Source organism: Synechococcus sp. W60.1 (genome assembly GCF_047461575.1).
In the GTDB taxonomy this organism is placed as follows: domain Bacteria; phylum Cyanobacteriota; class Cyanobacteriia; order Thermostichales; family Thermostichaceae; genus Thermostichus.
The window spans coordinates 30454-55458 of the sequence record NZ_JANSHL010000012.1; the positions used below are offsets into that span (position 1 = coordinate 30454).

The window sequence follows — 25005 nt, forward strand, 5'->3', positions numbered from 1 at the left end:
GACAAAGCCCACTATGCCGGAAACTTTGAGGTACTTTGGCTCCGCTGTCAATCCCTTGCCATTGGCTCCGTTGATCGGCAGCCTTAAGAATCAGGTCACAAGCTTGGCCGGACAATATGGGATCCCGGTTTTACGGTGCTGGATCCCGATGCGGAGCCGACCTTGAACAACATGGGGTTTCGACGGATCTGGAGCGCTTAATCACGGCCCAGGATCCAGGCAATAAGGGGGGGATCCCTGTGGTCAAGATAATACCGAACGGCTTGGGTCAGGTCGATTTCCAGGTCGCGGTTTTGGATGTCGGTGATCATCCTGTGCATAAGCTCCAGATGGATGCGGTCGTCTTGGGTGAGCAGAGCATACTTGCCATTGGGGCTGTTGTTGAGGGCGGCCAAGGCCGCTTTGGTGGCGGTAGCCTTTTTGGAAGGAGGCTTAAGGCGGGCATCCCGTAGCAAAAGAAACTGAAGCTCAGGGTGAGCAATCACCAATTGGTTGAAGTTATTGAGCTGTCCACACATGCTGCCGGGATCCACTTGGATAAAGGCGATCACCCGCTTCTGGGCGGAGAAATAGAGGTGATCTGGAAGTTTGCGTTTGCCCAGCTTCAGGGTGCTCATGGGGACAGGATGGATCCCTTGTAGGGCATTGCCGATGGTGCGCAATTTGCCGATATCGGCTGTGCTGTCCATAATCGCCTCTTGGGGATAGCTGGCACGAAGCTGGGCCTCGGTATCACGGAGGTAGGGTTCCAAGACTTCGGCAGGATCCTCAGAGAGGCTGGGTGGCTGGAGAGGCGGAGCTACAGCAAGGAGACTCTGGGCAGGAAGAAGGGGGATGAGCAGTTGTTTGAGGGTTTGCAGCTCAGTTTCGAGCCGCTGGACACGGGCGGCTAGATTGCTGGCAGTGGGTACAACTTGCACCTGGGGAGGGAGAGGGATCCCGTTGATGTAGTGGCGGTAGTAGGCTGAGGCTCGGTTGAGAATGGCGCGGATGGAGGGTTGGCTGAGGATATCGCTGAGGTCATCGGCGGTAAAGAGAGCTTGGAGGTGGATCCCTGAGGGCAGACGGGTTTGCAGAAGGGTTTGAAGCTGGGGAGCAGGTGGGGGATCCAGAGAGAGAACGGTTTGGGAGAGACGATCAACGGTGGCCCGGTCAAATTGGGTTTGGAAATGTTGCCAACGGTCGGGGAACAGATTGAGGATAAACAGACTGTTGGGGATACGGGTAAAAAGCTCTTTCAGGGCATCGCCCAAGTTGAGGAGGATATCTCGATTTTCTTCTCGGCCCAAAGCTTCCAATTGGTCAAAGACAATAATGAGAGGTCGGTCAAGCAGCGAGAGCCTACCGATGACTTTCATTCCTTCTAGAGCAAAGGTGTTGCGGTCGAGATCTGCACTCCAGGGGGGCAACCCAATCAAGCCGGTATCCTCGGGATCCAGGTCGGTACCGCTGAGCCAGCGGATGATCTGATGACGGCGGTTGGGATCCCTGTAGCTGCAGTATTTGATGATGCCCTTGAGAATGTTTTCGGTGGAACCGGTAAGGAAGTTTTGCTCTGCCCACCAGCGCAGAACCAGTTTTTCAATGGCTTGCCATTGCTGACGACGACGCTCGCTGCCTTCTGCTCCTAGGCGATGAAAGAGATTAAGGGGATCCGCAGTGAGAATAGAGAGAAGCTCCTCATTTTTTGAAGTTTGGTGGGAAGTTTTCAAGATTTCCACAAAGCTTTTGGCAACGAGATAATCAAGCTGAGTATGGTGACGAGCATCAACTTGTTCTCGCAGGGATTCCAGGGTGTGGCTGTAGATGTGGTGATAGATGTTGTCGGGATGGGTGGGCTGAGGGATAAACAGGAGACGGTTGTGGCGCAGCAGGTTTTGGGCCACCCGCATGATTAGGTGAGTCTTGCCGGATCCAGGTTCCCCCAGTAGGACAACGCCCCGGCTCTGGTGGTTGGGATCCCGTTGAATGTCCTGGAGAACGGCTGTGAGTTGCTGGTACTGAGACTGATAGATGGTAGCCTCGTCGGGGTAACTCTGAAAGGGATTGTCAACTCTACTGCTGGCAAAGGGGTTGGGAATATTCTGAGCTTTGAGCTGAGCGTGGGTGAGGTGGCGATAGAGGTGGTAGGTAAAGAGGGCATCGTAGCTGGCGTCGTGGGCCAGTTTGGAGTTGAAGTAACCGCTCTCCAGTTGGATCCCGAGATGTTTGCTGAGATACTCTAGGCTGTAACCGGCAAGGTTGGGAAAACATTGCTTGGCGGCTGACCAAGTACAGAAGATGGGGTTAGGAAGCCAATCTTGGTTAACTTGGTCAAAGGCTTGTTTAAGGATTTTTAGGTCGTGATCTGCATGGTGGAAAACAAGAGTCTTGCCTTGTGCCAAGCGCCGCAGGTCAGCAACGATTTGGGCCAAAGGTTTGGGCTGGGGGTGGTGGGTCGAGTATTCTTGGGTGTAGGCATGGTAAATAAGCTTGCCGCTGCTGTCGATAAGGGCGATCTCTTCCAGGTTGGGGTTGCCCTCGGTGTCGATAACCAAGTAGCTCATGGAGGGGCGGGATCCCGTGATGCTAATGTGCTCAATATCTCAGTGTAATTCTGGGTAGGCGGGTTCACCCGACACCAAGGGAACTAGAGATGAGTGAGCAGTGGTATTTTGCATACGGAAGTAACCTAGATGCCCAGCAGATGGGACACCGTGCTGTTGATTTCAAGGAAGCTAGGCGTGCTCGTTTGCAGGGATACCGCCTGACGTTCAACAAGCGCGGCAACGATGGAACCGGCAAGGCCAACATTGTCCGGGATCCCTCTGGGGTTGTGTGGGGAGTTGCCTATCTGTGCAGCTCGGACAGGCTGGAGAGGATGGATCGGTATGAAGGAATTCCGGGAGGTCATTACCGTCGCCAGCAGGTTCAGGTTCGAAGCGATGAGGGTGAAGTGATCGAAGCAATGACTTACGTGGCGGGAGATTCATTCATTGATGATTCATTGATCCCAAGCGAGGGATATCTTCAAGGAATCTTGAAGGGGGCACGAGAGCATGGGCTTCCCCCCGACTACATTCATCAAATTGAAGCGATGGGGTTGGGTGGCTGAGAGCACTCTGTCCAAGGGGATTGAGGCTGCTGGCAAACAGGTTCCTGCCCCTGACCTTAAGATGGAGTCTCAAACCAGGTGGGTTGATCCCGAACGGTTTTGGCAGCGTCCAGATCCAAGAGAGTGCGGCCTATCCGATAAAAGTGACGGCACATCCGTTGGCAATCCGAAAGGTCGGCGACTGTTATCTCAATCACCTACAACCATGCCAAACAGGCCACAGTAAAAGGCTGGCCATCGCAATGGTACTCCTCTTGCGTCTACAGATGCGGTGGGGCTAGTGTTGCCAGACTCTCATCTAACTCAGTAACTGTTCTTGCAACACGGAGTTTCTCAATAAAACGATGTAGTCTTGAATCTCTTGCGGAAGCATTTTAATGTCGCTATCCATTTGTCGATGAACAGAGAGAACCTCAACTCCAACCAGTTGATTTTCCTTGTCGAAATCCAAAACAACCCCAGGGGCAATCTCCTCTGAGCTTTGGACTTGAGCTGTTGTCAAACGAATATATCCAGCATCCACATCAGGATCAAACTCGATGAAAGGTCTCATGGCAGCTTTTTCCCCATTGTTCGATCAAAAAAGATAGTCACCACTGTCCAAGGATCCGTTGATTCATCGTAAACAATCTTCAGGAGGCGATTGCCGTACTCCGGAATTCGACCATAGGCTTGCTTGAGCTGAGGATCTTTGGGATCCACTTGTACGTAGTCAGGGCAGCTCAGAACTCTCTCGATCCACTGGCTTGCGATCTCTTGTCGCTGCTGCAGCCGTCTCAACGCATGCTCAGATAGCCGAAAGTGCTCAGACTCTAACACGAGCTACCCAAATGAGATAAGGAGCCGCTGGCGGGAGCTGACAACTCTTTTTTTCCTGCGGTTAAAGAGTAAACCTTGCCATATCATCTTCTCCACCGGATCTCGACCGTCAAACGGGGGGATCCCTGAGCAAGCTAGCTCTGAGATAGGCGCTTCACCTCAGCTCCAGAGAGCAGGCGATGGGCTTCTTGCAACAAAGCCGGGATCCGGTCGCGGTGGGGGCTGTGGATAAGATAAGGTCGCAGGGCTTCGGCATCCACTTTGTCTGCCCGCTGGCCGGGGAGCCAACTGCCGGCATTGCCCAACAGGTTGTAACGGCTCTTGGCATAGTCCACCAAGTCATAGGCCAAGACCAAATTGCGCAGCAGCAGAATGAACGGGATATTCACTTGTCCGGGGGTTTGGTCGTAGCGAGGCAGGCCCTGGTGCCAAGTTTTGGCGTAGTGTTCCCCCACCTGCTCGATCAAAGCTTGCTCTAGGCGGGCCAGGATCGGCGGCAACAGCTCATCAGCCCGATCCAACAGCTCCACCGCCCGCAGGTGCTCATCAAAATCGCTGGGTCGAGCTGCCCCAATGCTGAGGGTGTGAACCTGGGGATGGGACAGACAGAACAGGTCGTTGAAGACCATCGGGCTGAGGGGTTGGCACAACTGCACCAGCTTGGCGGGCGGATCGTAAAGCTTGCCCCCCTTATCCGAGGGACTGATGATGAATACCCCCATATCCTGCTGAGCGGCGGCCTCAATGGCAGGCCAGTTGGTCTGGTTGACAAAATACCAGTGCAGGTTGACGTAATCGAAGCCCCCTGACTGTATGGCTTCCACGATCAACTCCGTCGGCCCATGGGTGGAGAAGCCGACAAAACGCACCCGCCCCTGCCGTACCAGGCGCTGACACACCTCCAGACACCCCCCTGGACGCAGGCTGTGCTCCAAGTCTTCCCAGGTATTCAACCCGTGGATGGCCAGCAGATCCACATAATCGAGGTTCAAGTAGCTCATCGATTGCTCGAACTTGGCCAGGAACTGCTGCGGGTCGGCGCTGGGGCCAATTTTCGTCTGCACAATCAGATCTTGCCGGGGAAAGAGCGGCAAAATGCGGCCCAACTGCATTTCAGAAGTGCCATAGCCGCGGGCAGTTTCGATGTGGTTGATGCCCACCTCCAAGGCCCGGCGAATCGTCGCCTCCAGGTTCTGCTGGCTTGCCGCTGGGATCCCTGACCAAGGAGTATCTTGCCAACTGTGTTGATAGCGCATGCCACCACAGCTCAGCACAGGCATAGGCAGCTCGGTACGCCCAAATCTGCGATACTGCATGGTTTTTCCCCTGGACTAGGTCGTGTTGATCTTATGTTAGGATAGAGAGAGTAATTTATAGAGGAAAGAGGATGAAGTTGGTTTTTTTAGATGAAAACAAATGGCAGAAGATATTGGCTTTTTTACAGACAGAAGAGAGAGTTAACATTGGGAAAGAAGCAAACTGCAAACAGTTTATTGAAGCAGTTCTTTGGATAGCCCGTTCCGGTGCTCCTTGGCGCTACCTCCCAGAAGGATATGGCAAATGGTACACCATCTATCAAAGATTCCACCGGTGGAGTCGTTTTGGAGTGTGGGAACGGATGTTCAAGTATTTTATTGACGACCCTGATTTAGAGCATCTCATTATTGATTCAACCACGGTTCGAGCGCACTCCTGTGCTGCCGGAAAAAAGGGGAGCAAGCTTTGGGGAGAAGCCGAGGCGGATACAGCACCAAGATTCATGTGAGTGTAGATGGGTTGGGAAATCCGCTGGAATTGAGAATAACTGGCGGAGAAAAGAGCGATATTACTCAAGGGGAAGAATTGATAGAGGGCTGGCAGAGAAAGGATACCAAAGTAATTGGGGATAAAGGATATGATGCGGATAAGTTGATTAAGAAGATAGGGGAAGCTCAAGCGGTTATTCCGCCTAAAAGGAATAGAAAGACGCAGCGGCATTATGACAAGCATCTGTATAAAGAGAGGCATTTAATCGAATGCTTTTTTCATAAGTTAAAGCAGTACCGGCATCTATGTTCTCGTTTTGACAAATTGGCCAGGAACTTCTTGAGTTTTCTCTATCTCGTCAGTGCTCTCTTTTGGCTCAAATGAAAGATCAACACAACCTAAGCCCCATTTTAGGGCGGGCTTTCCATACCCCACCGCCGAAACTTGAACCCTGAGCCGGCCGCATTGTGCAGCAGTCACCGTCAGAAATCAAGAAATCAGATCAGTCTGGAAATGTGAGGGCTGCAGGGGAGCGACTAAGCTAGAGTGTTTTAGGAGTACGGGGCTGACGGGGCTCGAACCCGCAACTTCCGCCGTGACAGGGCGGTGCTCTAACCAATTGAACTACAGCCCCAATCGCTGCGAATATCTATTCTGGATGTGGACGAGGATTGTTGTCAATCATGGTGGTTAGTCTGGCAGCACAGGCCGCAACCCTTGTGGATACCGCTCCGCAAAATGGGATCCCAACGGCGGCGATGCAACAGGTGGCGGATGTGCTCACTCAGGTGGCCCAACACCTGGATCACCTGCAATACACCACCTTGCGCTACCCCGATGGCGGCTGGCTGACGGTGCGGGTGGTCGAGGATCCTGCTGCTGGCGACTCATCCTCAGAGGGATCCCAGCCGACGACTCATCTGTGGATCCCGGCCTTCGGCCACCTGGAAGATGCCCACACCACACTGGCAGAGCTCAAGGAGCGATCGCCGGAGCTGGAGACCGCTTCTTTTGGGGTCTTGGAGCTGTTGTTCTTGGCGTTGGGCCTTTCTCGGGCCGATGGTATTGTCTTTTACGACCAAGCTGGGGATCGGCAACAGGGCAAAACCGTAGCCTGCCGAGCTTTGATGGAACAGGTCAATCAATCGCTTCGCAGATGGGCCTCTCCACCCCCTTCAATGGCTTGAGCTCTTGAACTTTTCTCTTTTATGGTTTTGTGGTCATTTCGATTCAAACTAGGACAAAGCGTTGAATGCGGAGGGCCAGAAGGCTTTTCTAAGGACTCCGTCCCGCCGGCGCGATCAGTAGCCCAGACGTCTCATCCTAACCTGAAACAACTATAAAACTATTAAAGATCTTAAAGATCTATAAAGTTAAAGATCGCAACGCAAAATTCCAGATCCGCCAGATCCGCAGTCCGCCCTGCGTCAGCTCAAAATGGCTCCCTGCCGACGGGCAAACTTCCGTAGCTTCTCGTCCATCCGCGCCCCCCGCAGATCCGCTTTGCAAAAGTTGGTAAAGCGCTTGCTCTTTTCTTCTGGGTATCGAGCCAAACGAACCCCACCGGCCATCGACCAGATCACCGAGCTGGCCACCACCAAGGCGATCCCAGCCGCTCCTAACGCATAAACCAAATTGCCCGTGGTCAGGCGGACAAGCAAAAAGGCCAGGATCCCTGAGCCCAGCAGCCCCCCCAAGCCTGTCAGGATCCCTCCCAATGTTTTGGCCGATCCAGACAGTTGGCTCAAAACCCGTAGCCAATGGGGTTGAGGGGTGTTGAAGAGGATCCCGCGCAGATCCGCCCCCTGCAAGTTGGCCCCTGAGAAATCGGCCCCCCGCAGATCGGCCTGGCGCAAATCATAGCCGGCTAGGTTTTGGTTGGCAAAGGACTTTCCCCGCAGATCCGCTCCCGCCATGGAGGGGATCCGCGGTGGGGTGGCCGGCTTGATCCGTCCGCCGCCTGTGATGCTACTGGCTCGGCCCAGTTGGGTGAAACCGGTGGTGCTCCCCCACTCAGAGGGGATGGATACCGGGCTGCTGGCTGTCATTCCCCCTGCGGTGGACGGAGGGAGGGGTGTGGGCACGAAACCACCCGAGCGGCGCTTGGCCCAGTAGCCGGAGATCACCGATGTGCTGGGATTGGCAGACAGGGGGGAGTTGGGCAACACAATCGGTGCTTCTTCCACCGGGATCCCTTGCAGCGCCCGCAAGACCTCGGTGGCGGTGGCAAAGCGCTGATTGATGGCCGGCTGCAACATGCGGTGCAAAATGGCGTCGAATTCAGGGCTAAGCTGCAGTTCATCCGACCAATCCCACTGCCCCGTTTCATGGTTATAAAACTTGGCCGGAGATTCCAACGTCATCAAGTTGATGCAGGTAGCCGCCAAAGCATAGAGATCGCTAGAGGGACCGACCGCCTGGCCGGCTACTTGCTCTGGGGGAGAAAAGCCCAGCGAGCGAATGGCCGTCGCCTCTTCTGCCGAATCCTGGCCCGGGCCGAGCTGCTTGACGGCCCCAAAGTCGATCAGCACCAATCGGCCATCTTCTTTGCGACGAATCAGGTTGGCGGGTTTAATGTCTCGGTGAACCGTGTTGTGGCTGTGGACATAGCTGAGGATCAGCAGCACCTCCTGCATCACCTGCCGGGTTTGTTCTTCGGAAAAGGGCCCATTGCGACGCATTTCTTGGGAGAGGGTGGTGCCCTGGATAAATTCCTGCACCAAGTAGAACTTGCCGCCTTCCTGAAAGTGGGCGTAGAGCTTGGGGATCTGCGAATGTTCGCCCAGGCGCTCCAACACTTGGGCCTCGCGATTGAAGAGCTCCTCCGCCAGCTTGGCCAGTTGCGGGGATCCCTCGACCGGGCGCAACTGCTTGATCACCCGCCAAGGTTTGGAGGGCATGTCCTCATCCCGCGCCAAAAAGGTAGAGCCAAATCCCCCCTGGCCGATGCGCTTGAAGGCCCGGTAGCGATTGCGCAGCAGGAGGAGATGGCCACAAGAGGCACAGGTAGAGGCATCCGCCGGGTTTTCCGGGTGCAAACAGGCAGGGTTAAGGCAGTAGCAAGTGGGCATACCAGTTTGGGGTTACCGGCTGGCGATCCGGACAACCGAGACGGAGCCAAGAAGTCGGCAGGCAAGTTGTGAGAGATACATACAGGTTAGACCAAGAAGAAACAAATCTTGCACAACTGCCTCAAATAAGCTGATCTTAGCGTCTGCCCGCCCTGAGGTTCATCGGACAAATCGCTTAGGTTTTCGGCGGATGGGGTTGGGTGAAACGAAGCGAGGGCAGCAAGGGCTGGATGGAAAACTTAGAATTGATGAATACAGCCATCTTCGCCTGTCATGTTTCCAGCGCTTTCCGGTGCCGCCATTCGGCAAACTTTTCTGGACTTCTACGCTCAGCGGGGCCACCAGGTGTTGCCCAGCGCCTCCTTGGTGCCAGAAGATCCAACGGTGCTGCTGACCATTGCTGGCATGTTGCCCTTTAAGCCCATTTTCCTGGGGCAACGGGATCCGGAGTACCCACGGGTTACAACGGCCCAGAAATGTGTGCGCACCAACGACATCGAGAACGTGGGCCGAACGGCGCGCCACCACACCTTCTTCGAGATGCTGGGCAACTTCAGCTTTGGCGACTACTTCAAAAAGGAGGCCATCGCCTGGGCCTGGGAGCTGGTGACGGAGGTGTTCGGCCTGCCCCCGGAACGGCTGGTGGTGAGCGTCTTTCGCGAAGATGAGGAGGCTTTTGCCCTCTGGCGAGATGAGATAGGGATCCCGGCCCACCGCATCCAGCGCATGGGAGAGGCGGATAATTTCTGGGCTGCCGGCCCCACCGGCCCCTGTGGCCCTTGTTCTGAGATTTACTACGACTTCAAGCCGGAGCTGGGGGATGAGCGGATCGATTTGGAGGATGACTCCCGCTTTCTGGAGATCTACAACCTGGTGTTCATGGAGCTGAACCGGGATAGCGAAGGTCACCTGATGCCGCTGGCCAAGCAAAACATCGACACCGGCCTGGGGTTGGAGCGGTTGGCCCAGGTGTTGCAGGGGGTGCCCAACAACTACGAGACAGACTTGATCTTTCCCATCATTCAGACGGCGGCTGGGATCGCCGGGCTGAACTACTCCAAGGCCGACCCGGAGCAGCAAATCTCCCTGAAGGTGATCGGGGATCACGCGCGGGCAGTGATGCATTTGATTGCCGATGGGGTGCTTCCTTCCAATGTGGATCGGGGCTATGTGCTGCGGCGGCTGATCCGGCGAATGGTGCGCCACGGGCGATTGCTGGGGATTGGCGAGCCCTTCACCATCCCGGTAATCGAGACCGCGATTCAGTTGGCCGAGGCTGCCTATCCTCAGGTGCGGGAGCGAGAAACCCTGATCAAGACCGAGCTGCAACGGGAGGAAGAGCAGTTTCTCAAAACCCTGGAGCGGGGGGAACGGCTGCTGCTGGATTTGTTTACTGCCGTCGAATCTTCCCGCCGTGACAGCAGCTCGCCAAAGCAGATCTCCGGCGCCGACGCCTTCAAGCTCTTCGATACCTACGGTTTTCCGCTGGAGCTAACCCAAGAAATTGCCCAGGAACACGGCTTCAGCGTGGATCTGGAGGGCTTTGAGCAAGAGATGGAGAAACAGCGGCAGCGGGCCCGCGCCGCCCACCAAACCATCGACCTCACAGCCCAGGGATCCCTGGACGAGTTGGCGGATTTCCTCAGCCAAACGGAGTTTTTGGGGTACAGCCAATCTTCCGCCCGCGGCGTGGTCGAGGCCCTGTTGGTCGAGGGGAAATCGGTGCCCCAAGTGGAGGCAGGGCAAGCGGTGCAGATCGTTTTGGATCGCACGCCCTTCTACGCCGAGTCCGGCGGGCAAATTGGCGACCGGGGCTACCTTTCTGGGGACGGCCTGCTGGTGCGGATTGAAGATGTGCAAAAGCAAGGGGATCTGTTCGTTCACTTTGGCCGTGTGGAACGCGGGATCCTGCGGGTGGGGGATCCCGTCCAAGCCCAGATTGACCTGGCCTGTCGGCGGCGCGCCCAAGCCCACCACACCGCCACCCACCTGCTGCAGGCGGCCCTGAAAAGAATTGTCGATCCCTCGATTGGTCAGGCGGGATCCCTGGTGGCCTTTGACCGGCTGCGCTTTGATTTCACCCTATCCCGGCCAGTCACCCCTGAGGAGCTGGAACAGATCGAGAACTTGGTGAACACCTGGATTGCCGAGGCCCATGCTGCTCAGGTGGCGATCATGCCCTTGGCCGAGGCCAAAGCCAGAGGTGCCGTGGCCATGTTCGGGGAAAAATACGGCGCCGAGGTGCGGGTAATCGACTTTCCGGGGGTGTCGATGGAGCTGTGCGGTGGCACCCATGTCAACAACACCGCCGAGATCGGCCTGTTCAAGATCATCGCCGAGACCGGGGTGGCTGCCGGGATCCGTCGCATCGAGGCCGTGGCCGGGCCGGCTGTACTGGAATACCTGAACGAGCGGGACAGGGTGGTGCGGGAGCTGAGCGCCCAATTCAAAGCCAAGCCCCAGGAACTGCCGGAGCGGGTTGCTGCCCTACAGGCGGAGCTGAAAGCTGCTCAGAAGGAGCTGGAGGAGGTGCGCAGCCAGTTGGCCTTGGTGCAGGCCGAACGTTTGCTGGCCCAAGCGGTTGCCGGCGCAGATCTCAAGGTGTTGGTGGCAGAACTGGGATCCACCACCCCTGAGGCCCTCAAAACCGCTGCCGAGCATCTGCTCCACAAGCTGGGGGAAGGGGCAGTGGTGCTGGGATCGGTGCCGGAAGCCGGTAAGGTCAGCCTGGTGGCTGCCTTTAGCCCTGCTGTGCAGCAACTTGGCCTGAAGGCGGGATCCTTCATCGGCGAGATTGCCAAACTCACCGGAGGGGGCGGCGGCGGACGGCCCAACTTGGCCCAAGCTGGGGGCAAACAGCCGGAGAAATTGGCAGAGGCTTTGCAGGTGGCCCGGGAGCGGTTGCAAGCGGAGCTGATCTCGCGCTAGGGGAGCGAAGCCCTTTTGAGCAGCAACAGGCCGTCCATCAGCCACTACAGTCTGTTCAGTTTAGGGTGAGACACTCGGGCTATAGAGAGAAGCCTTCTGGCCGCGTATGGGGTTATGGGTTTAGTGTCCTAGTTTGAATCGAAATGACTATAAATCTTCGGCCAGTGGGGTTTCCGACATGTCTTCCAGGCTCAGTTGCACCTGCCGCTGCAGCGCCTGAATCGCCTGGTATTCCTGCTGGATGCTGGCCTGGTACTGGGCGGCCAGGGCAGTGTTGCCTTCGGAAAAGGCTTGATCCCACAGTTGGGTCCAGTAGCGGTAGCGCTTCTGGCGAATTTCCAGCTCCATGTTGGCAATGGCGGCCCGCACCACCATCCGTGGACGCATCAGGGCTACGCGGGTATTTTCGTCCAACCAGAGCAGATGGCTGAGGCGCTCGTTGAGCTGCTCATCTTGGGCACAGAGGGTGCGCAAAGCCGTCAGCAAAGTCTCTCCCCGGTCTTCCAGCTCCGGCTGAGCCGAGATCAGCTCCAAGATCCGCTGCCACAGCTCCCGGTGGGGGCGAAAGCTAAATTGCAGCTCCCGCTCCAGCAAAGTTTGGCGAATTTCGTGGCGATACTCGCCAAAATGCAGAAAGATCTGCAAAAGATGGGACTCAGATTGCAAGAGTTTGGATCCCTTATTGAGGGAAGATTGCTGGGGTTTGGCCCAGCGGTACTGCCGCACGGCTCGGCGCAGGTCTTCTTCCAAATCTCGACTGAGGCGACCATTGCCCCGACTGAGCAATTCTGCCACTTTGTGCAAATACAAAGAGCGCCATTGTCCACCCAAACCGGCCAGCAGTTGCACAAGGGCTTGACGGGCCTGCTGAAAATCGGTGGCCCGGCTCAGATCCCGACCGGCCAACACCTGTTCAATTCGCCAATCCAGCCACAGGGGGGCCTGCTCAATCAGGGTTTGCAGTTCAGAAACCGCTGGTGTCAGCGGGGCGGAGCCCCTGTGCTCCCGCAAAAATTCGTCGGCATCTTTGCCCTCAGGAAGGGTGAGAATGCGCAGCTCAATTTCTCCGCGCCGCGCTTGTTCTTCAACGGCTTCAATGGCTCGGTTGGCGGCGTTCAAACCGGCCCGATCCGCATCAAAATTGAGAATCAGTCGCTTCGATTGGGTGTAGCGCAGCAGGATCTTCACCTGGTGGGGCGTCAAAGCGGTGCCCATAGCGGCTACGGCATAGGCAACCCCCGCCTGATGCAGGGCGATGACATCGAAGTAGCCTTCCACCACCAGGACTTGATCGGCTTTGGCAATGGCATCGCGGGCAAAGTTGAGGCCATAGACCACCTGGCTTTTGTTGAAGAGCTCTGTTTCTGGAGAGTTGAGGTACTTGGGCTGTCCTGACTCCCCCAAGGCTCTGCCGGCAAACCCGATCACCCGCCCCTGCACATCGAAAATGGGCAGCATGATCCGGTTGCGAAAGCGGTCGTAGTGGCCGGATCCTTGCTGGCGGGGAACCAGCAATCCAGCCTCTTCTAAAAGTTTGACCGGTTGGCGCTTGTGGTTGACCAAGTATTCGTAGAGAGATTGCCAGCTGGGGGGAGCAAAGCCGATTTGAAATTTTTGCAAAGTTTCTTCGCTCAGGTGGCGGCTGTGCAGGTACTGGCGGGCGGCGGATCCTAGCTGGGATCGGAGGGCATGCCGATAAAAATCGGCGGCCATGGCCAAAATCTCCAGCAGCTTTTCCCGGTGGGAGAGTTCCCGCTCATAGAGGGATCCCAAGGGCTGTGTCTCGGTGTGGCGAGTGGGCAGAGGGATGTGGTATCGCCGGGCCAAGTGGCGCACGGCCTCGGCAAAGGAGAGATGCTCGGTCTGCATGACAAAGCGCAGCACATCTCCCCCTGCCCCGCAGGAGAAGCACTTGTAGATCTGCTTGCTGGGGCTGACCTGAAAACTGGGTTTGTGGTCGTTGTGGAAAGGGCAAAGCCCAACGAAGTTCTTTCCCTGCTTGCGCAGCACCACTTTTTCGGCCACCACTTCCACGAGGTCGGCCTTTTGGCGCACCAACTGAATGAAATCGGGGGGCAGACCGCTCATGGCTTCGGGGGATCCTGACCTTATGGTAGCCGGGGGAAGCTCGACAGGCCGTCTTTTGACCTGGCCCAACGGGCTTGGGACAATAAGCCAGCTTTGTTCGCGTTAGCGGTGCAAAGCACGAAGGCTAGTTTTGGGTCAATCTCTGAGATGAAAATGCGAATGATCAACCTTTTTATAGGGCTTTTGTTGGCAGTCTCTGCCCTCTTTTTGAGCCCGCAAGCGGCTTCTGCCGAGCCGGATTTGGCCTTGGGAGCTAAGGTCTTTCAGGCCAAATGCGTGGGCTGTCACTTGAACGGGCGAAACACTTTGGTGGCAGCGAAAAACCTTTCTCTGGCGGCTCTTCATGAGTACCACGTGGATACCCCTGAGCTGATCCAGGCCCAGGTGAGAAACGGCAAAGGAGCCATGCCGGCTTTTGCCAAGATCCTCAAGCCGGAGGAGATCGAGGCGGTGGCGGCCTACGTTTTGGATCGCGCTGAGCACAACTGGAGTAGAGGCTAGTGGCCAAAGAGAAGACTCAAGATCCAGCCTTGCTGCAGGAAAGCCCGGCGGAGCGGCTGCCTCACGAGCAGGGATGTGAAGGACAGGGATCCCGCCGCAAAATCTTGTCGGTTGGCGTGGGAGCACATGGCTTGGTGGCGGTGGGCATTTCTGCCCATGGGGTAGTGGCCATCGGCGTGGTGACCCACGGCATCCTCTCTATTGGCCTAGTGGCTATGGGGGCGCTCTCCTTCGGGCTGGTGTCGATGGGTTTGGCCAGCGCCGGCCTGGTGTCGATGGGCCTAGCCAGTTGGGGACAGCACAGCATGAGCATAACGGAATCCCACGGATCCCATCACCACCCCTAGGTTTTGACCAACAAACACTGCATTTTTCTCTTTCTCTACAGGCTTGTAAGGAGCATCTGCGAATGTTCAGTCTGCAAAGTTACTTGACCCTGGCCAAGAAATCTCTGCTGGCCCTGGGAATGAGTTTTTTACCCCTTTCCTCTGCCTGGGCCCATGTTACCGTCCATCCCAAAGAGGCCCCGGCGGGCAGCTTTGTTAAGCTTACCTTTCGAGTGTCCCACGGATGTGATGGATCTCCAACCGTTCGTCTGCGCGTGCAGATCCCGGAGGGATTTGTCTCTGTGAAGCCGGTGGTTCACCCCCTCTGGAAAGTTGAAACCGTGAAAAAGCCCCTGGCAACTCCCTACGAGATGCACGGAAAGATGATCACTGAAACGGTTTCTGAGGTGATCTGGAGCGGCGGCTCGCTGCCAGACGGGCTCATGGACGAGTTCAGCATTGGTGTGAAGCTGCCGGATCGCCCTGGTGAGACTGTAGCTATCCCGGCAATCCAGGAGTGCGAGCAGGGCATGTACCGCTGGATTCAGGTGGCTCAGCCTGGCGAGGATCCCAAGAGTTTGCCGGAGCCGGCTCCGCTGCTGAAGCTGACGGGTGGAGACAGTGGACAGGGTCACGGTACCCGCTAGGCGGCCTGGTTGGGATCATGTCTTATCCTAGGGGGGGTTTTGCTGGGATTTGGGCTGGGATCCTCTGCGCCTTGCTGTGGGTGGCCGGGATCCAGCCCGTTTTTGCCCATGCCAGCTTGCTATCCACCTTCCCAGAGGATGGGGCGGTGCTGCAGGAAGCGCCGACACAGGTGCGGCTGGTCTTCAATGAGCCGGTGCGGATCACGCAACTCCAGGTTTTAGGTAGCAGCGGACGGGCGCTAGCTTTGGAAAACGTGGTGAGCACCGGCAACGCGCCGCAGGGGGATCTGCCCCAGGAGATCCCAGAGGGGGTTTACATTGTCAGCTGGCGGGCCATTTCTGCCGATTCTCATCCGGTAAGCGGTTCGTTTGTTTTCCTGGTGGGAGCGGATCCGGAGCGAGTTCAGACGGTGAGGGCGACCCAGCTTCAAGGAAGGGATCCCTTGTACTGGCCGCGGGTGGGGGGGCGCTGGGGGATCTACTTGGGCAGCCTTTTTGTGGTGGGGGTGCTGGGCTGGTGGCGACTGTTGCGGGGGCGGTTAAACGCCGAGGCCGGATCTTGGGCTTTTGCGACAGCTTGGATCACCCTCAGCTTGACCGTGGTGGCCTTCAGTCTGCATTTGGCCCAGCTCTACCCTTACTTTAATGGGCGAGAGCTGCTGCGTGTGATGCTTTCTCCCTACGGTTGGGGTACAGGGCTGCGGCTGGTGGGGCTAGGGATCCTGATCTGGGCCTGTGAGGGAGGTGCCGTCTGGGCCAGCGGTATGGGGTCGGTGTTGGTGCTCGGCTCCTTTTTGCCCATTGGCCATGCTCTCACCAGTGAGCATCCGATGGGGACAATGGCGCTGCTGGGGCTGCATCTGGCCGGTTCAGCTTTCTGGTTGGGAGGGTTGTGGGGGCTGGAGCGCCTGCTGGGCAAGGAATCTGCTCCCTACCCATCTGTAGGCATCATCCAACGGTTTTCTGACGTGGCCACCTGGGCGGTACCGGGGCTTATCCTGGCGGGGGTGGGGATGGGTGGGATCCACCGCGGCTGGGACTGGGATCATCCCTACGGCCAGTATCTCTGGGCCAAGCTGCTGCTGGTGCTGATGATGGTGGGGCTGGGCGCCCACAACAAGTTTCGGCTGGTGCCGGGATTACAGCAAGGTGGACAGGCCGCGGGCCGGTCGCTGCGCCGGATCGTCCGCCTGGAGTTGGTGGGGCTGATGCTGGTGCTGGGCTTGACCAGCTTCCTGGTGGCCCAGGCTCCCCCCAGTCATGGGAGGCAGGGCATGGGATCCCCCCTGGAATCAGGTTGGCAGACCAGTTGTGAAGAGAGCTTGAACTGGCCGGAAGGCAGCCTGCACCTGAAGATTCTGCCCTGCCGTCCTGGGGAAAATCAAATTCGGGCTGAGGTGAAGGGAGTCCCGGCCCAGGAATTGACCCTTGGGTTTTCCCTGCCAGAACAGGGGATCCCCCCTCTACGCCGCACTGTAGCGCCGGATGGGCCTGGCCAATTTGTGGTGGAAAATGTGCCCCTAGCCCTGGCGGGGGAATGGCAGATCGAGGTGAGACTGCTGATCAGCGATTTTGAAGAGCGGCGAGGTCAGATCGCGGTTTCTCTCTGACTGAATTGTTACAGACATTGAAGATCGCGAAAAGAAAAAGCAGAAAAAGACCCTGGATAGGAGCTGTGGATTGCTCCGCCCAAGGGCGTCCGCCTGTGGCAGAATCGAGCCAGCTTGCAGTGGCAAAAGGCTGCGCCGCTCAGGGACTGACTTGGCCATGGAAGACAAGATCAGAGCGGGAAGTGTGCTCAGGGGACGCTATCGCATTCTCCATCCCCTCGGGGAAGGGGGATTTGGCATAACCTACAAGGCGGTGGATCAAGACACCTTCGATAGCCCCTGCGTCGTCAAGCGCCTTCGCCCCCTCTCCACGGATCCTTATACACTGGCCACGGCTCGCAAGCTCTTTGAACGGGAAGCCAAGGTTCTCAACCGGCTCAACCACTTCGACCAGGTGCCCCGCCTTTTGGCCCACTTCGAGCAGGATCAGGATTTTTACTTGGTGCAAGAGTTTGTTGCCGGGCATGATCTCAGCCAGGAGCTGATCCCGGGCAAGCCGCTGAGCGAGGCCGAGGTTTTGCAACTGTTGTGGGATATTTTGGAGATCCTGCGCCATGTACACGCCCACCAGATCGTCCATCGGGATATCAAGCCGGCCAACCTGATGCGCCGCGATGCCGATGGCAAGTTGGTGTTGATCGACTTTGGGGCAGTCAAGGAAGTGGGGCGGTTGGTCAGCCATGCCCCCGGCCAAACTCAGTTGGCGACGGTGATTGGCTCGGTTGGCTACATGGCGCCCGAACAGCTCAACGGCAAGCCCCAGCCCTGCAGCGACCTTTACTCTGTGGGGGTGTTGGCCATCCAAGCCCTCACCGGTCGTCCTCCCCATAAGATCCGGGACGATCCCCGCACCGGCCAACTGCTCTGGCGGGATTTGGTTCAGGTCAGCGAGGAGCTGGCCGAGATTTTGGATCGCCTGATCTGCCCCCACTGGCAAGAGCGTTTCCAATCGGCTGCTGAGGTGTTGGAGGCGCTGCGGCCCCTGTTGCCTTTTCCCCAGGAGTCAACGCTTCGGGATATTGCGGTGGATCAGGTTTTGGTGACGCGCCTGTTGGCCCGCGCACAGGAGAAAGCCCGCCAAGGGGATTTCCAGGGGGCGATTGCCGACTGTACGTTGGCCATTCAATTGGATCCCCAAAATAGCCGCGCCTACAGCCAGCGGGGCAGCGCCCGCTACAAAAGTGGGGACTTGGCAGGGGCCATCGCAGATTACACCCAAGTCATTCAACTGGCAGGGGACGCCCGCGCCTATTTCAACCGCGGCATTGCCCGCTACCGGCTGGAGGACTACGAGGGAGCTGTTGCCGACTACACCCAGGCTCTCGGCCTCAACCCACAATGGGCGGTGGCCTACTACAACCGTGGCAATGCTTACCGGCAACTCAATCAGCAGCAGCAGGCCATCGAAGACTATTCGCGGGCCATTGAGCTCAACCCGGAAGATGTGCGGGCCTATTTCAACCGCGGCGTGGTGCGCGGCCATCTGGGAGATGCGCAGGGGGCAGCAGCCGATTTTTCCGAGGTGATCAAGCGGGACCCTCAGGACGGGGAAGCCTACTTCAACCGGGGAGTGGCGCGGGTCCAGTTGTCAGATTTGCAAGGGGCCGTCGAGGACTACACCCAAGCGCTGCAGTTGGATCCTCGCCACGGCAAAGCCTATTACCACCGGGGCCTGGCCCGGCAAGCGTTGGGGGATCCCCAAGGGGCCGTTGAAGATTTTTCTCAGGCCCTATCCCTACGGTCTGCTGAGGCCACTGAGCTACCTGAGGCAGAGGCGGCAGCCCAGGCGGATCTCTACTTGCAGCGGGCCATGGCCTACCTGAGCAGCAACGCCCTGGAGTCGGCGCTGGCGGATTGTGAACAGGCTCTCCGCCTGGATCCCAACCTGTCGCGGGCCTATCTCTGCCGGGGCTTGGCTCGCCAGGGGCTGGGGGATCCCGGCGGCGCTCTGGCAGACTTCAACCGCGCCCTGGAGCTGGATCCCCAAATGGCCAAAGCCTACCTCAACCGGGGCATTGCCCACCTGGACTTGGGCAACATTGAAGCGGCTTTGTCCGACTTGAACCAGGCCATTGCTTTGGATCCCCAAGATGCCAGTGCCTACAGCAGCCGCGGGCGAATCCATTGGCTGTTGGGGGATCCCCTAGCGGCTCTGCGGGATTATACAGCTGCCCTAGAGCGGGATCCGCAGAACCCTCAGCTCTACCTCAACCGCGGCCAACTCCATGTTGAGCGGGAAGATTGGCCGGCAGCCTGTGAGGACTTCTCGCAGGTGTTGCAGTGGGCGGCGAGGCCTGGGATCCCACGCGGGCCGGAGCTGCTGGTTAATGCCCATCTGCGCCGCGGTATGGCACGGCAACGGTTGGGGGATTGGCAGGGAGCGCTGGCCGATTTCGACCAAGCTCTGCAAGGGGATCCTCAGTCGGGCTTGGCTTATTTCCATCGCGGCCAAGTGCGGGCTGCTCTGGGAGATGGGCTGGGGGCCATCCAGGATTACCACCAGGCTTTGGCGCTGGGGGTGGCAGTGGCCGAGGCGGATATCCGCCGAGATCTGGCGCGGGCCCAAATCCAGACAGGGGATCTGCAGGCGGCCTTGGAGCAGTTGAACGAGGCGGTGCGCTTGCAGCCGGAACGGCGGGATCTGCGCCAAGAGCGAGCTGAGTTGTGCCGACAGCTGGGCCGGTGGCCAGAGGCCATTGCCGACTACGACGAGGTGTTGCGGCAGGATCCTCAGGACTGGACGGCTTGGCTGGGACGGGGCATGGCCCATGGACAGGTGGGCAACTGGGCTGCCGCCCTTCAGGATCTCAGCCGGGTTTTGCAGCAGGATCCTGACCACAGGGAAGCGCTGTGGCACCGCGCACAGGCCCTGCAGCAGTTGGGTCAGACCGAAGCGGCCTTGCAAGATCTAAACCGTCTGCTGCAGCGGGATCCCCAACACAGGATGGCCCGCTTGGCCCGCGGCTCTCTGTTGTTGGCGTTGGCGGTGCGCGGCACCGTTCCTGCAGCGGGCGTAGCCTTGGAGCAGGCCGAATCCGACTTCGACCAAGTCATCCAAGAACAAGCCCAAGACGGGGAACAGTCCCGGCAGCTCTATCTGGAGGCCCACCTGAAGCGGGCCCACATCCGCCGCCTGCGCCACAACCTGGAGGGGGCAATAGCCGATTGGGATCGGGTCTTGGAGCTGGCCAGCCCAGGGGATCCAGAAGTGCTGGTCACCGAAGCCCTGTTGTATCGGGGCTTGTGTCGCCAAGAGAGGGGGGATCTGGCTGGGGCGTTGGCCGATTTCACGGCGCTGATCCAGCAGCAACCGCAGGCTTCTCAGGCTTTTGCTTTGCGGGCAAGGGTGCATCTGGCTTTGGGGGATCAAGAGGCGGCATTGGCGGATCTCAACCAAGCTCTGAGCCTCGACCAGAACTGGGGGGTGGCCGATGCTGCCCTGGCCTACCGTCAACGGGGGGATCTGCACCGGCAGGCCAATCGCCCTGAGCTGGCCATTGCCGACTACACGCGGGCCCTAGCCTTGAACCCTCAGGAGCGCCCTGCTTTGCTCTGCCGAGCTCTCTTGTGGGAGCGCGCGGGACAGACGGACAAAGCGATAGAAGACTACACCCGACTGCTGCAACTGGAGCTGGATCCCCAGGAGCGGGTCTGGGTTTTGAACAACCGCGGCTGGGCCTACGCCCAACAGGGGGATTTTTCGGCGGCCATCCGCGACTACGACCAAGCCATAACACTCTGCACTGCTGACGCGAGCGATAGGGATCCCTGCCACCTCAAGGCCCACCTCAACCGCGCCCTGGCCCGGACTGCCCTTGGGGATTGGCAGAGAGCCTGCCAGGATTTCCAGGCTGCCCTCCAGATGCAAGGGTACGAAGGTCGGCTTTTGGAAGACGTTATCGCTAGTTATTTCAAAATAGGTTGAGACACTTCCCAAAGGCTCCGCGCCGTCGCCGCGGCCACCTCCAACCTCTCTTAGAAATCGATGGGATTTGAATGGACAGTTAGAGGGATCGGCTCAAGCCTCCTCCGCCACTTCTCCCGTCTCGGGCCGCAGCAGCGGAAAGGCAATGACATCGCGAATGCTGGGAGCGTCGCACAGCAGCATCACCAAGCGGTCGATCCCCACGCCCAGGCCGCCGGTGGGGGGCAGGCCATATTCCAAGGCCGTGAGGAAGTCTTCATCCAGAAAGTGGGCCTCCTCATCTCCGGCTGCCTTCAGGGCTGCCTGGGCCTCCAGCCGCTGCCGCTGATCCACCGGATCGGTGAGCTCTGAGTAGGCGTTGGCCGTCTCCCGCCCAACGATGAACAGCTCGAAGCGCTCGGCCAACCCCGGTTTGCTGCGGTGGGGCTTGGTGAGGGGACACACATCCAGGGGGTAGTCCAGAACAAAGGTGGGCTGGCGCAGGCGGCTCTCGCAGCAGTGCTCAAAGGCTTTGACCAGCAACTTGCCAGGGGAGTCCTGGGGGGAGAGATCGGGGATCCCTTGGGCGGCCAAGGCCGGCAAGAGCTCTTCAGGGCATCCCTTTTCCACATCGATGAAAATGCCAGTGGCCTCCTCCACCAGCTCCTGCATCGTCACCCGTCGCCAGGGAGGGGTGAGGTCGATGGCTTCCCCTTGGTAGGTGAGCTGCAGGGATCCCCGCACTGCCAGGGCGGCGTTGCAGACCAGGGTTTCCGTCAGCTCCATCATGGTGTGGTAGTCGGCGAAGGCTTGATAGGCCTCTAGAGAGGTGAACTCCGGGTTGTGGCGGGTGGAGATGCCTTCGTTGCGAAAGACCCGCCCAATTTCATAGACTCGCTCGATCCCGCCCACCACCAGCCGCTTCAGGTGCAGCTCGGTGGCAATGCGCAAGTAGAGATCCAGATCCAGGGCGTTGTGGTGGGTAACAAAAGGCCGCGCCTCCGCCCCGCCGGGGATCACCTGCAACACTGGCGTCTCAATTTCCGCAAAACCTCGCTCTTCCAGAGTCTGCCGCAGGGAGCGGATGATCTGGGCGCGGTCGAGCAAGGTCTGCTTGACCTCAGGGTTGACGATGAGATCGACGTAGCGCTGGCGGTAGCGTTTCTCCACATCCCGCAGGCCGTGCCACTTGTCCGGCAGCGGCAACAGCGCCTTGGTTAGCACCTGGTACTCGTCCACCCGCACCGACAATTCCCCTTTTTCGGTGCGCTTGAGGCAGCCCTTGGCCCCCAGCCAATCGCCCACGTCGATGAGCTTGTCCAAGTTCTTGAAGGCCAACTCCCCCATATGCTCCGTCAGCCGTTTCTTGTCTAGATAAAGCTGAATGGTGCCAGAGCGATCCTGCAGGGTAAAGAAGGCCAGCTTGCCCATGACCCGCCGCGCCCGGATCCGCCCGGCCACCGCCACCTGCACATCCTCCCGCTCGCCGCCGGGCTCTAGGTCGGCAAATTGCTCCTGCAGCTCGGCAGCCAGATGGGTAACAGGAAAAGAATAGGCATAGGGCGGGATCCCTTGTTCCCGCAGGTGTTGGGCTTTTTCCAGGCGGGCGGCCCGTTGGGCAACTTCGCTGCTGCTGGGGAGAGTGGACATGGCAGTGGATAGGCAATGGACAATGAAAGCCCCATCAGGGGCGGGATCCCCTTTTCAGGCTTCCGGCGGCGCGATCCCGTGGGAACGCAGCAGCTCCAGAAGGGCTTCAGCCCGCTGGCGTTCTCTTTCGGCGCGTTGATACTCTGCCTCGGCCCGTTGGCGTTCTCTTTCGGCCCGTTGATGTTCCAAAGCAGCCTTCTCTTCCCCGGTGGGCAACACCTCCCCTTCCCGATCACACCAGCGTAGCCATTCCGTGTTCACGCCCTCGAAGGATCCCTGCCAGAGGGTCAAGCCCAACCCGATATCCTCCAGCCAGGTGGACTCGAAGGGGACAAATTCACCTCCCCGCCGCTGAAAAAGGGCCAGAGGGGATCCCTGCAGTTCCCTTAGTTGCCGCAAGGGATCGTAGACCCCATAGTAGCTCACGCCGGCACGGGCATAGTCTTTGAGTTTGCGGCCCAGCTCTTCCCCTTTGCGGTTGGAGACAATCTCGATGACTACATCCGGCGGCTTACCCATCTCCCAGACCAGGTAGGTGCGATCTTCCTTGCGCTCAAAGCTGGCGGGGGGAGCCACCTCCAGGCTGAGCATCACATCGGGCACCAGGGGAGGCAGTTTGAGGGCATAGAACAGACCGACATTGGCCGTGGCCAAAAAGGGGATCGGTTCCCCGGTGTCTTTGGCCTTGGGCTGGAATGAGGTGTAGAGGGCACCGGTGAGCAGGCGCTGCAGCTTCTCCGAGTGAATGCTGTCCACAGGCTCATCGTCCTCGATGACCAGGTCACTAATATCCGGTGGCTCTGGCAGAGGAAATGCCGCCTCCGGCATCGAGGGCTGGACTGGGCTGGAGAGTGCAGAAACCATGCTCACCGGGATCCCTTGCTGGTGTTGCTAACTACGGACTAGGGCTCAGCTAAGGCTGCTGAGCTGTTTGCCCAGCAGGCGTAGCCTTTTTCGAGGGTAACAAAAGTTTTCGGGAACATGATGGACATGCCACCGAAGCAGCGGATGCCGATCGCGTTAGCGGGACGGAGTCCAATCGCGTTAGCGGGACGGAGTCCAATCGCGTTAGCGGGACGGAGTCCAATCGCGTTAGCGGGACGGAGTCCAATCGCGTTAGCGGGACGGAGTCCAATCGCGTTAGCGGGACGGAGTCCTTGCTTGGCCTTTGGAGATAGGCGCAGCAGAGCCCAGCAGCCGGCGACGGGTGGAAGGCAAGGGGATGTTCACTCTGCGCTCTGGGAACCGGGCACAGCCACCAGCAGGGCTTCCAACACCCGCTGCACCCGACTCAGGCGCAGGCCGTGATCCGACAACACAGGGCTGTTGGGGATGATGGCGTGGCGAAACCCCAGTTTGCTGGCTTCTTTCAAGCGCTGCTCCAACTGGGCCACCGGGCGCACCTGCCCCCCCAGTCCCACCTCGCCAATCAGGACTGTAAAAGGATCCACTTGGCGATCCCGGAAGCTGGCGGCCACGGCCACTGCTACCCCCAAGTCGGCAGCTGGCTCGGCTACCTGAATACCGCCGGCAGAGGCGATGTAGGCATCGTATTTGGAAAGCGGGATCCCCACCCGTTTTTCCAGCACAGCCAAGATCTGCAAAAAGCGGTTGATTTCAATGCCGGTGGAGGTGCGGCGGGGGGAGCTGTAGCTGGTGGGGCTGACTAGGGCCTGCACTTCCACCACCAAGGGGCGGGTGCCCTCGCAGGCAACGATGGTGGCTGTTCCGGGCATGGCCTGATCCCGGCTACTCAAAAAAAGCTGCGAGGGGTTCTCCACCTCCACCAAGCCAGAGGCGGTCATCTCAAAAACACCCATTTCCTGGGCTGCCCCAAAGCGGTTTTTGACGGCGCGCAACAGGCGGTGGCTTTGGAAGCGATCTCCCTCGAAATACAAGACCGTGTCCACCAGATGCTCCAGTACCTTCGGCCCGGCCAGGGATCCATCTTTGGTGACATGGCCCACAATGAGCAGGGCCACCCCCAACTTTTTCGCCACTCGCATCAACAGGCCGGTGCATTCCCGCACCTGGGAAACGGATCCCGGCGCCGAGGTGAGTTGCCCCCAGAAGATGGCTTGGATGCTGTCGATCACCGCCACCTGCGGTTGCAGAGCCTGGATCTCCGCCACGATGGCCTCCAGGTCGGTCTCGGCCAAGAGGTAGAGCTGCTCGCTTTCCACCCCCAGCCGCTCGGCGCGTAGCTTGATCTGCTGGGCTGATTCTTCCCCCGACACGTATAAGATGGGCCCGCTCTTGGCCAGGTGGGCAGCGCTCTGCAGCAGCAGGGTGCTCTTGCCAATGCCCGGATCCCCGCCAATCAACACCAGGGATCCCGGCACAATGCCACCTCCCAACACCCGGTCAAACTCGCCATAGCCGGAGGAGAGGCGAGGGTGGCGATCTGAGGAGACCTGGGAGAGGGGGAGGGCCGACTGGGGGATCCCATTGGCGCGGTTGGACCTAGGAGCGAGGGCTTGGGCCCGTGGGGACTTGGCCGCTGGGGCGACGACCACTTCCGTCAGGGTGTTCCAGGCGCCGCAATGGTCGCAGCGGCCCAAAAACTTGGCATAGCGCTCGCCGCACTGGCTGCACTCCCAGACGGTTTTGGCCTTGGCCAT

General features: G+C 58.7%; 18 protein-coding genes and 1 tRNA gene. 9 read left to right on the top strand and 10 right to left on the bottom strand.

Annotated elements, in window-relative coordinates; genetic code table 11:
* Positions 1-197 precede the first annotated feature (197 nt).
* Positions 198-2546: an AAA family ATPase gene (locus NW805_RS10760; RefSeq protein ID WP_414422476.1), complete on the bottom strand. Its 2349-nt coding sequence runs from the start codon at positions 2544-2546 to the stop codon at positions 198-200.
* An 89-nt stretch (positions 2547-2635) separates the two neighbouring features.
* On the opposite strand from NW805_RS10760, the gene NW805_RS10765 reads away from it, so the two are divergent.
* Positions 2636-3094, top strand: a complete 459-nt coding sequence (locus tag NW805_RS10765) for a gamma-glutamylcyclotransferase family protein (RefSeq protein WP_414342279.1) — start codon at positions 2636-2638, stop codon at positions 3092-3094.
* A 298-nt stretch (positions 3095-3392) separates the two neighbouring features.
* Here NW805_RS10765 and NW805_RS10770 read toward each other — a convergent pair whose 3' ends face one another.
* From NW805_RS10770 to NW805_RS10780, 3 genes are all read right to left on the bottom strand, one after another.
* Entirely contained in the window at positions 3393-3647 is a 255-nt protein-coding gene (locus tag NW805_RS10770) for a DUF2283 domain-containing protein (protein WP_011433140.1), read from the bottom strand.
* A complete protein-coding gene (locus NW805_RS10775) occupies positions 3644-3913 on the bottom strand; it encodes a DUF4258 domain-containing protein (protein ID WP_011433139.1) in 270 nt (89 codons plus the stop codon). The genes NW805_RS10770 and NW805_RS10775 overlap by 4 nt, the downstream gene beginning before the upstream one ends.
* Before the next feature lie 134 nt (positions 3914-4047).
* Positions 4048-5229 (bottom strand): aldo/keto reductase, encoded by a 1182-nt coding sequence (locus NW805_RS10780; RefSeq protein ID WP_414422477.1) that lies wholly within the window; start codon positions 5227-5229, stop codon positions 4048-4050.
* A gap of 71 nt (positions 5230-5300) precedes the next feature.
* Between NW805_RS10780 and NW805_RS10785 the strand changes: the two genes are divergently transcribed.
* A protein-coding gene (locus tag NW805_RS10785) for an IS5-like element ISSoc13 family transposase (protein WP_414421273.1) occupies positions 5301-6043 on the top strand; the annotation gives its coding sequence in 2 pieces (ribosomal slippage) (positions 5301-5619 and positions 5619-6043; 744 coding nt in all).
* 176 nt (positions 6044-6219) lie between these two features.
* Here NW805_RS10785 and NW805_RS10790 read toward each other — a convergent pair.
* Positions 6220-6293: transfer RNA gene (locus tag NW805_RS10790), tRNA-Asp, on the bottom strand.
* Between the two features lie 49 nt (positions 6294-6342).
* Between NW805_RS10790 and NW805_RS10795 the strand changes: the two genes are divergently transcribed.
* On the top strand, positions 6343-6846 hold the full coding sequence (locus NW805_RS10795) for a hypothetical protein (RefSeq protein ID WP_414381821.1): 504 nt from the start codon (positions 6343-6345) through the stop codon (positions 6844-6846).
* Positions 6847-7086: 240 nt separating this feature from the next.
* On the opposite strand, the gene NW805_RS10800 is transcribed toward NW805_RS10795, so the two are convergent.
* A complete protein-coding gene (locus tag NW805_RS10800; protein WP_414422478.1) occupies positions 7087-8730 on the bottom strand; it encodes a protein kinase domain-containing protein in 1644 nt (547 codons plus the stop codon).
* 273 nt (positions 8731-9003) lie between these two features.
* Between NW805_RS10800 and alaS the strand changes: the two genes are divergently transcribed.
* Complete coding sequence (alaS, locus tag NW805_RS10805; RefSeq protein ID WP_414422479.1) at positions 9004-11658, top strand: alanine--tRNA ligase; 2655 nt, start codon at positions 9004-9006, stop codon at positions 11656-11658.
* A 147-nt stretch (positions 11659-11805) separates the two neighbouring features.
* On the opposite strand, the gene dnaG is transcribed toward alaS, so the two are convergent.
* The gene (gene dnaG / locus NW805_RS10810; protein WP_414422480.1) at positions 11806-13746 is read right to left on the bottom strand and encodes a DNA primase; all 1941 of its coding nucleotides are present in this window, start codon (positions 13744-13746) and stop codon (positions 11806-11808) included.
* A gap of 159 nt (positions 13747-13905) precedes the next feature.
* On the opposite strand from dnaG, the gene NW805_RS10815 reads away from it, so the two are divergent.
* From NW805_RS10815 to NW805_RS10835, 5 genes are all read left to right on the top strand, one after another.
* Positions 13906-14247, top strand: a complete 342-nt coding sequence (locus tag NW805_RS10815; protein WP_414413566.1) for a c-type cytochrome — start codon at positions 13906-13908, stop codon at positions 14245-14247.
* Entirely contained in the window at positions 14247-14594 is a 348-nt protein-coding gene (locus NW805_RS10820) for a hypothetical protein (protein WP_414422481.1), read from the top strand. The genes NW805_RS10815 and NW805_RS10820 overlap by 1 nt, the downstream gene beginning before the upstream one ends.
* A 62-nt stretch (positions 14595-14656) precedes the next feature.
* On the top strand, positions 14657-15220 hold the full coding sequence (locus tag NW805_RS10825) for a YcnI family protein (RefSeq protein ID WP_414422482.1): 564 nt from the start codon (positions 14657-14659) through the stop codon (positions 15218-15220).
* A 17-nt stretch (positions 15221-15237) separates the two neighbouring features.
* Positions 15238-16830: a copper resistance CopC/CopD family protein gene (locus tag NW805_RS10830; protein ID WP_414422483.1), complete on the top strand. Its 1593-nt coding sequence runs from the start codon at positions 15238-15240 to the stop codon at positions 16828-16830.
* A gap of 157 nt (positions 16831-16987) precedes the next feature.
* On the top strand, positions 16988-20755 hold the full coding sequence (locus NW805_RS10835; RefSeq protein WP_414422484.1) for a tetratricopeptide repeat protein: 3768 nt from the start codon (positions 16988-16990) through the stop codon (positions 20753-20755).
* Positions 20756-20848: 93 nt separating this feature from the next.
* On the opposite strand, the gene lysS is transcribed toward NW805_RS10835, so the two are convergent.
* From lysS to radA, 3 genes are all read right to left on the bottom strand, one after another.
* Positions 20849-22384: a lysine--tRNA ligase gene (gene lysS, locus NW805_RS10840; RefSeq protein WP_414422485.1), complete on the bottom strand. Its 1536-nt coding sequence runs from the start codon at positions 22382-22384 to the stop codon at positions 20849-20851.
* 54 nt (positions 22385-22438) lie between these two features.
* Positions 22439-23248, bottom strand: coding sequence for a Uma2 family endonuclease (locus NW805_RS10845; RefSeq protein ID WP_414381847.1), 810 nt, complete (start codon positions 23246-23248; stop codon positions 22439-22441).
* A gap of 362 nt (positions 23249-23610) precedes the next feature.
* Entirely contained in the window at positions 23611-25005 is a 1395-nt protein-coding gene (gene radA / locus NW805_RS10850; RefSeq protein WP_414422486.1) for a DNA repair protein RadA, read from the bottom strand.

Coding starts and splice junctions, on each gene's coding strand:
- NW805_RS10760 (WP_414422476.1), bottom strand. CDS start 2,546: ATGAGCTACTTGGTTATCGACACCGAGGGCAACCCCAACCTGGAAGAG.
- NW805_RS10765 (WP_414342279.1), top strand. CDS start 2,636: ATGAGTGAGCAGTGGTATTTTGCATACGGAAGTAACCTAGATGCCCAG.
- NW805_RS10770 (WP_011433140.1), bottom strand. CDS start 3,647: ATGAGACCTTTCATCGAGTTTGATCCTGATGTGGATGCTGGATATATT.
- NW805_RS10780 (WP_414422477.1), bottom strand. CDS start 5,229: ATGCAGTATCGCAGATTTGGGCGTACCGAGCTGCCTATGCCTGTGCTG.
- NW805_RS10795 (WP_414381821.1), top strand. CDS start 6,343: ATGGTGGTTAGTCTGGCAGCACAGGCCGCAACCCTTGTGGATACCGCT.
- NW805_RS10800 (WP_414422478.1), bottom strand. CDS start 8,730: ATGCCCACTTGCTACTGCCTTAACCCTGCCTGTTTGCACCCGGAAAAC.
- alaS (WP_414422479.1), top strand. CDS start 9,004: ATGTTTCCAGCGCTTTCCGGTGCCGCCATTCGGCAAACTTTTCTGGAC.
- dnaG (WP_414422480.1), bottom strand. CDS start 13,746: ATGAGCGGTCTGCCCCCCGATTTCATTCAGTTGGTGCGCCAAAAGGCC.
- NW805_RS10815 (WP_414413566.1), top strand. CDS start 13,906: ATGATCAACCTTTTTATAGGGCTTTTGTTGGCAGTCTCTGCCCTCTTT.
- NW805_RS10825 (WP_414422482.1), top strand. CDS start 14,657: ATGTTCAGTCTGCAAAGTTACTTGACCCTGGCCAAGAAATCTCTGCTG.
- NW805_RS10830 (WP_414422483.1), top strand. CDS start 15,238: ATGTCTTATCCTAGGGGGGGTTTTGCTGGGATTTGGGCTGGGATCCTC.
- NW805_RS10835 (WP_414422484.1), top strand. CDS start 16,988: ATGGAAGACAAGATCAGAGCGGGAAGTGTGCTCAGGGGACGCTATCGC.
- lysS (WP_414422485.1), bottom strand. CDS start 22,384: ATGTCCACTCTCCCCAGCAGCAGCGAAGTTGCCCAACGGGCCGCCCGC.
- NW805_RS10845 (WP_414381847.1), bottom strand. CDS start 23,248: ATGGTTTCTGCACTCTCCAGCCCAGTCCAGCCCTCGATGCCGGAGGCG.
- radA (WP_414422486.1), bottom strand. CDS start 25,005: ATGGCCAAGGCCAAAACCGTCTGGGAGTGCAGCCAGTGCGGCGAGCGC.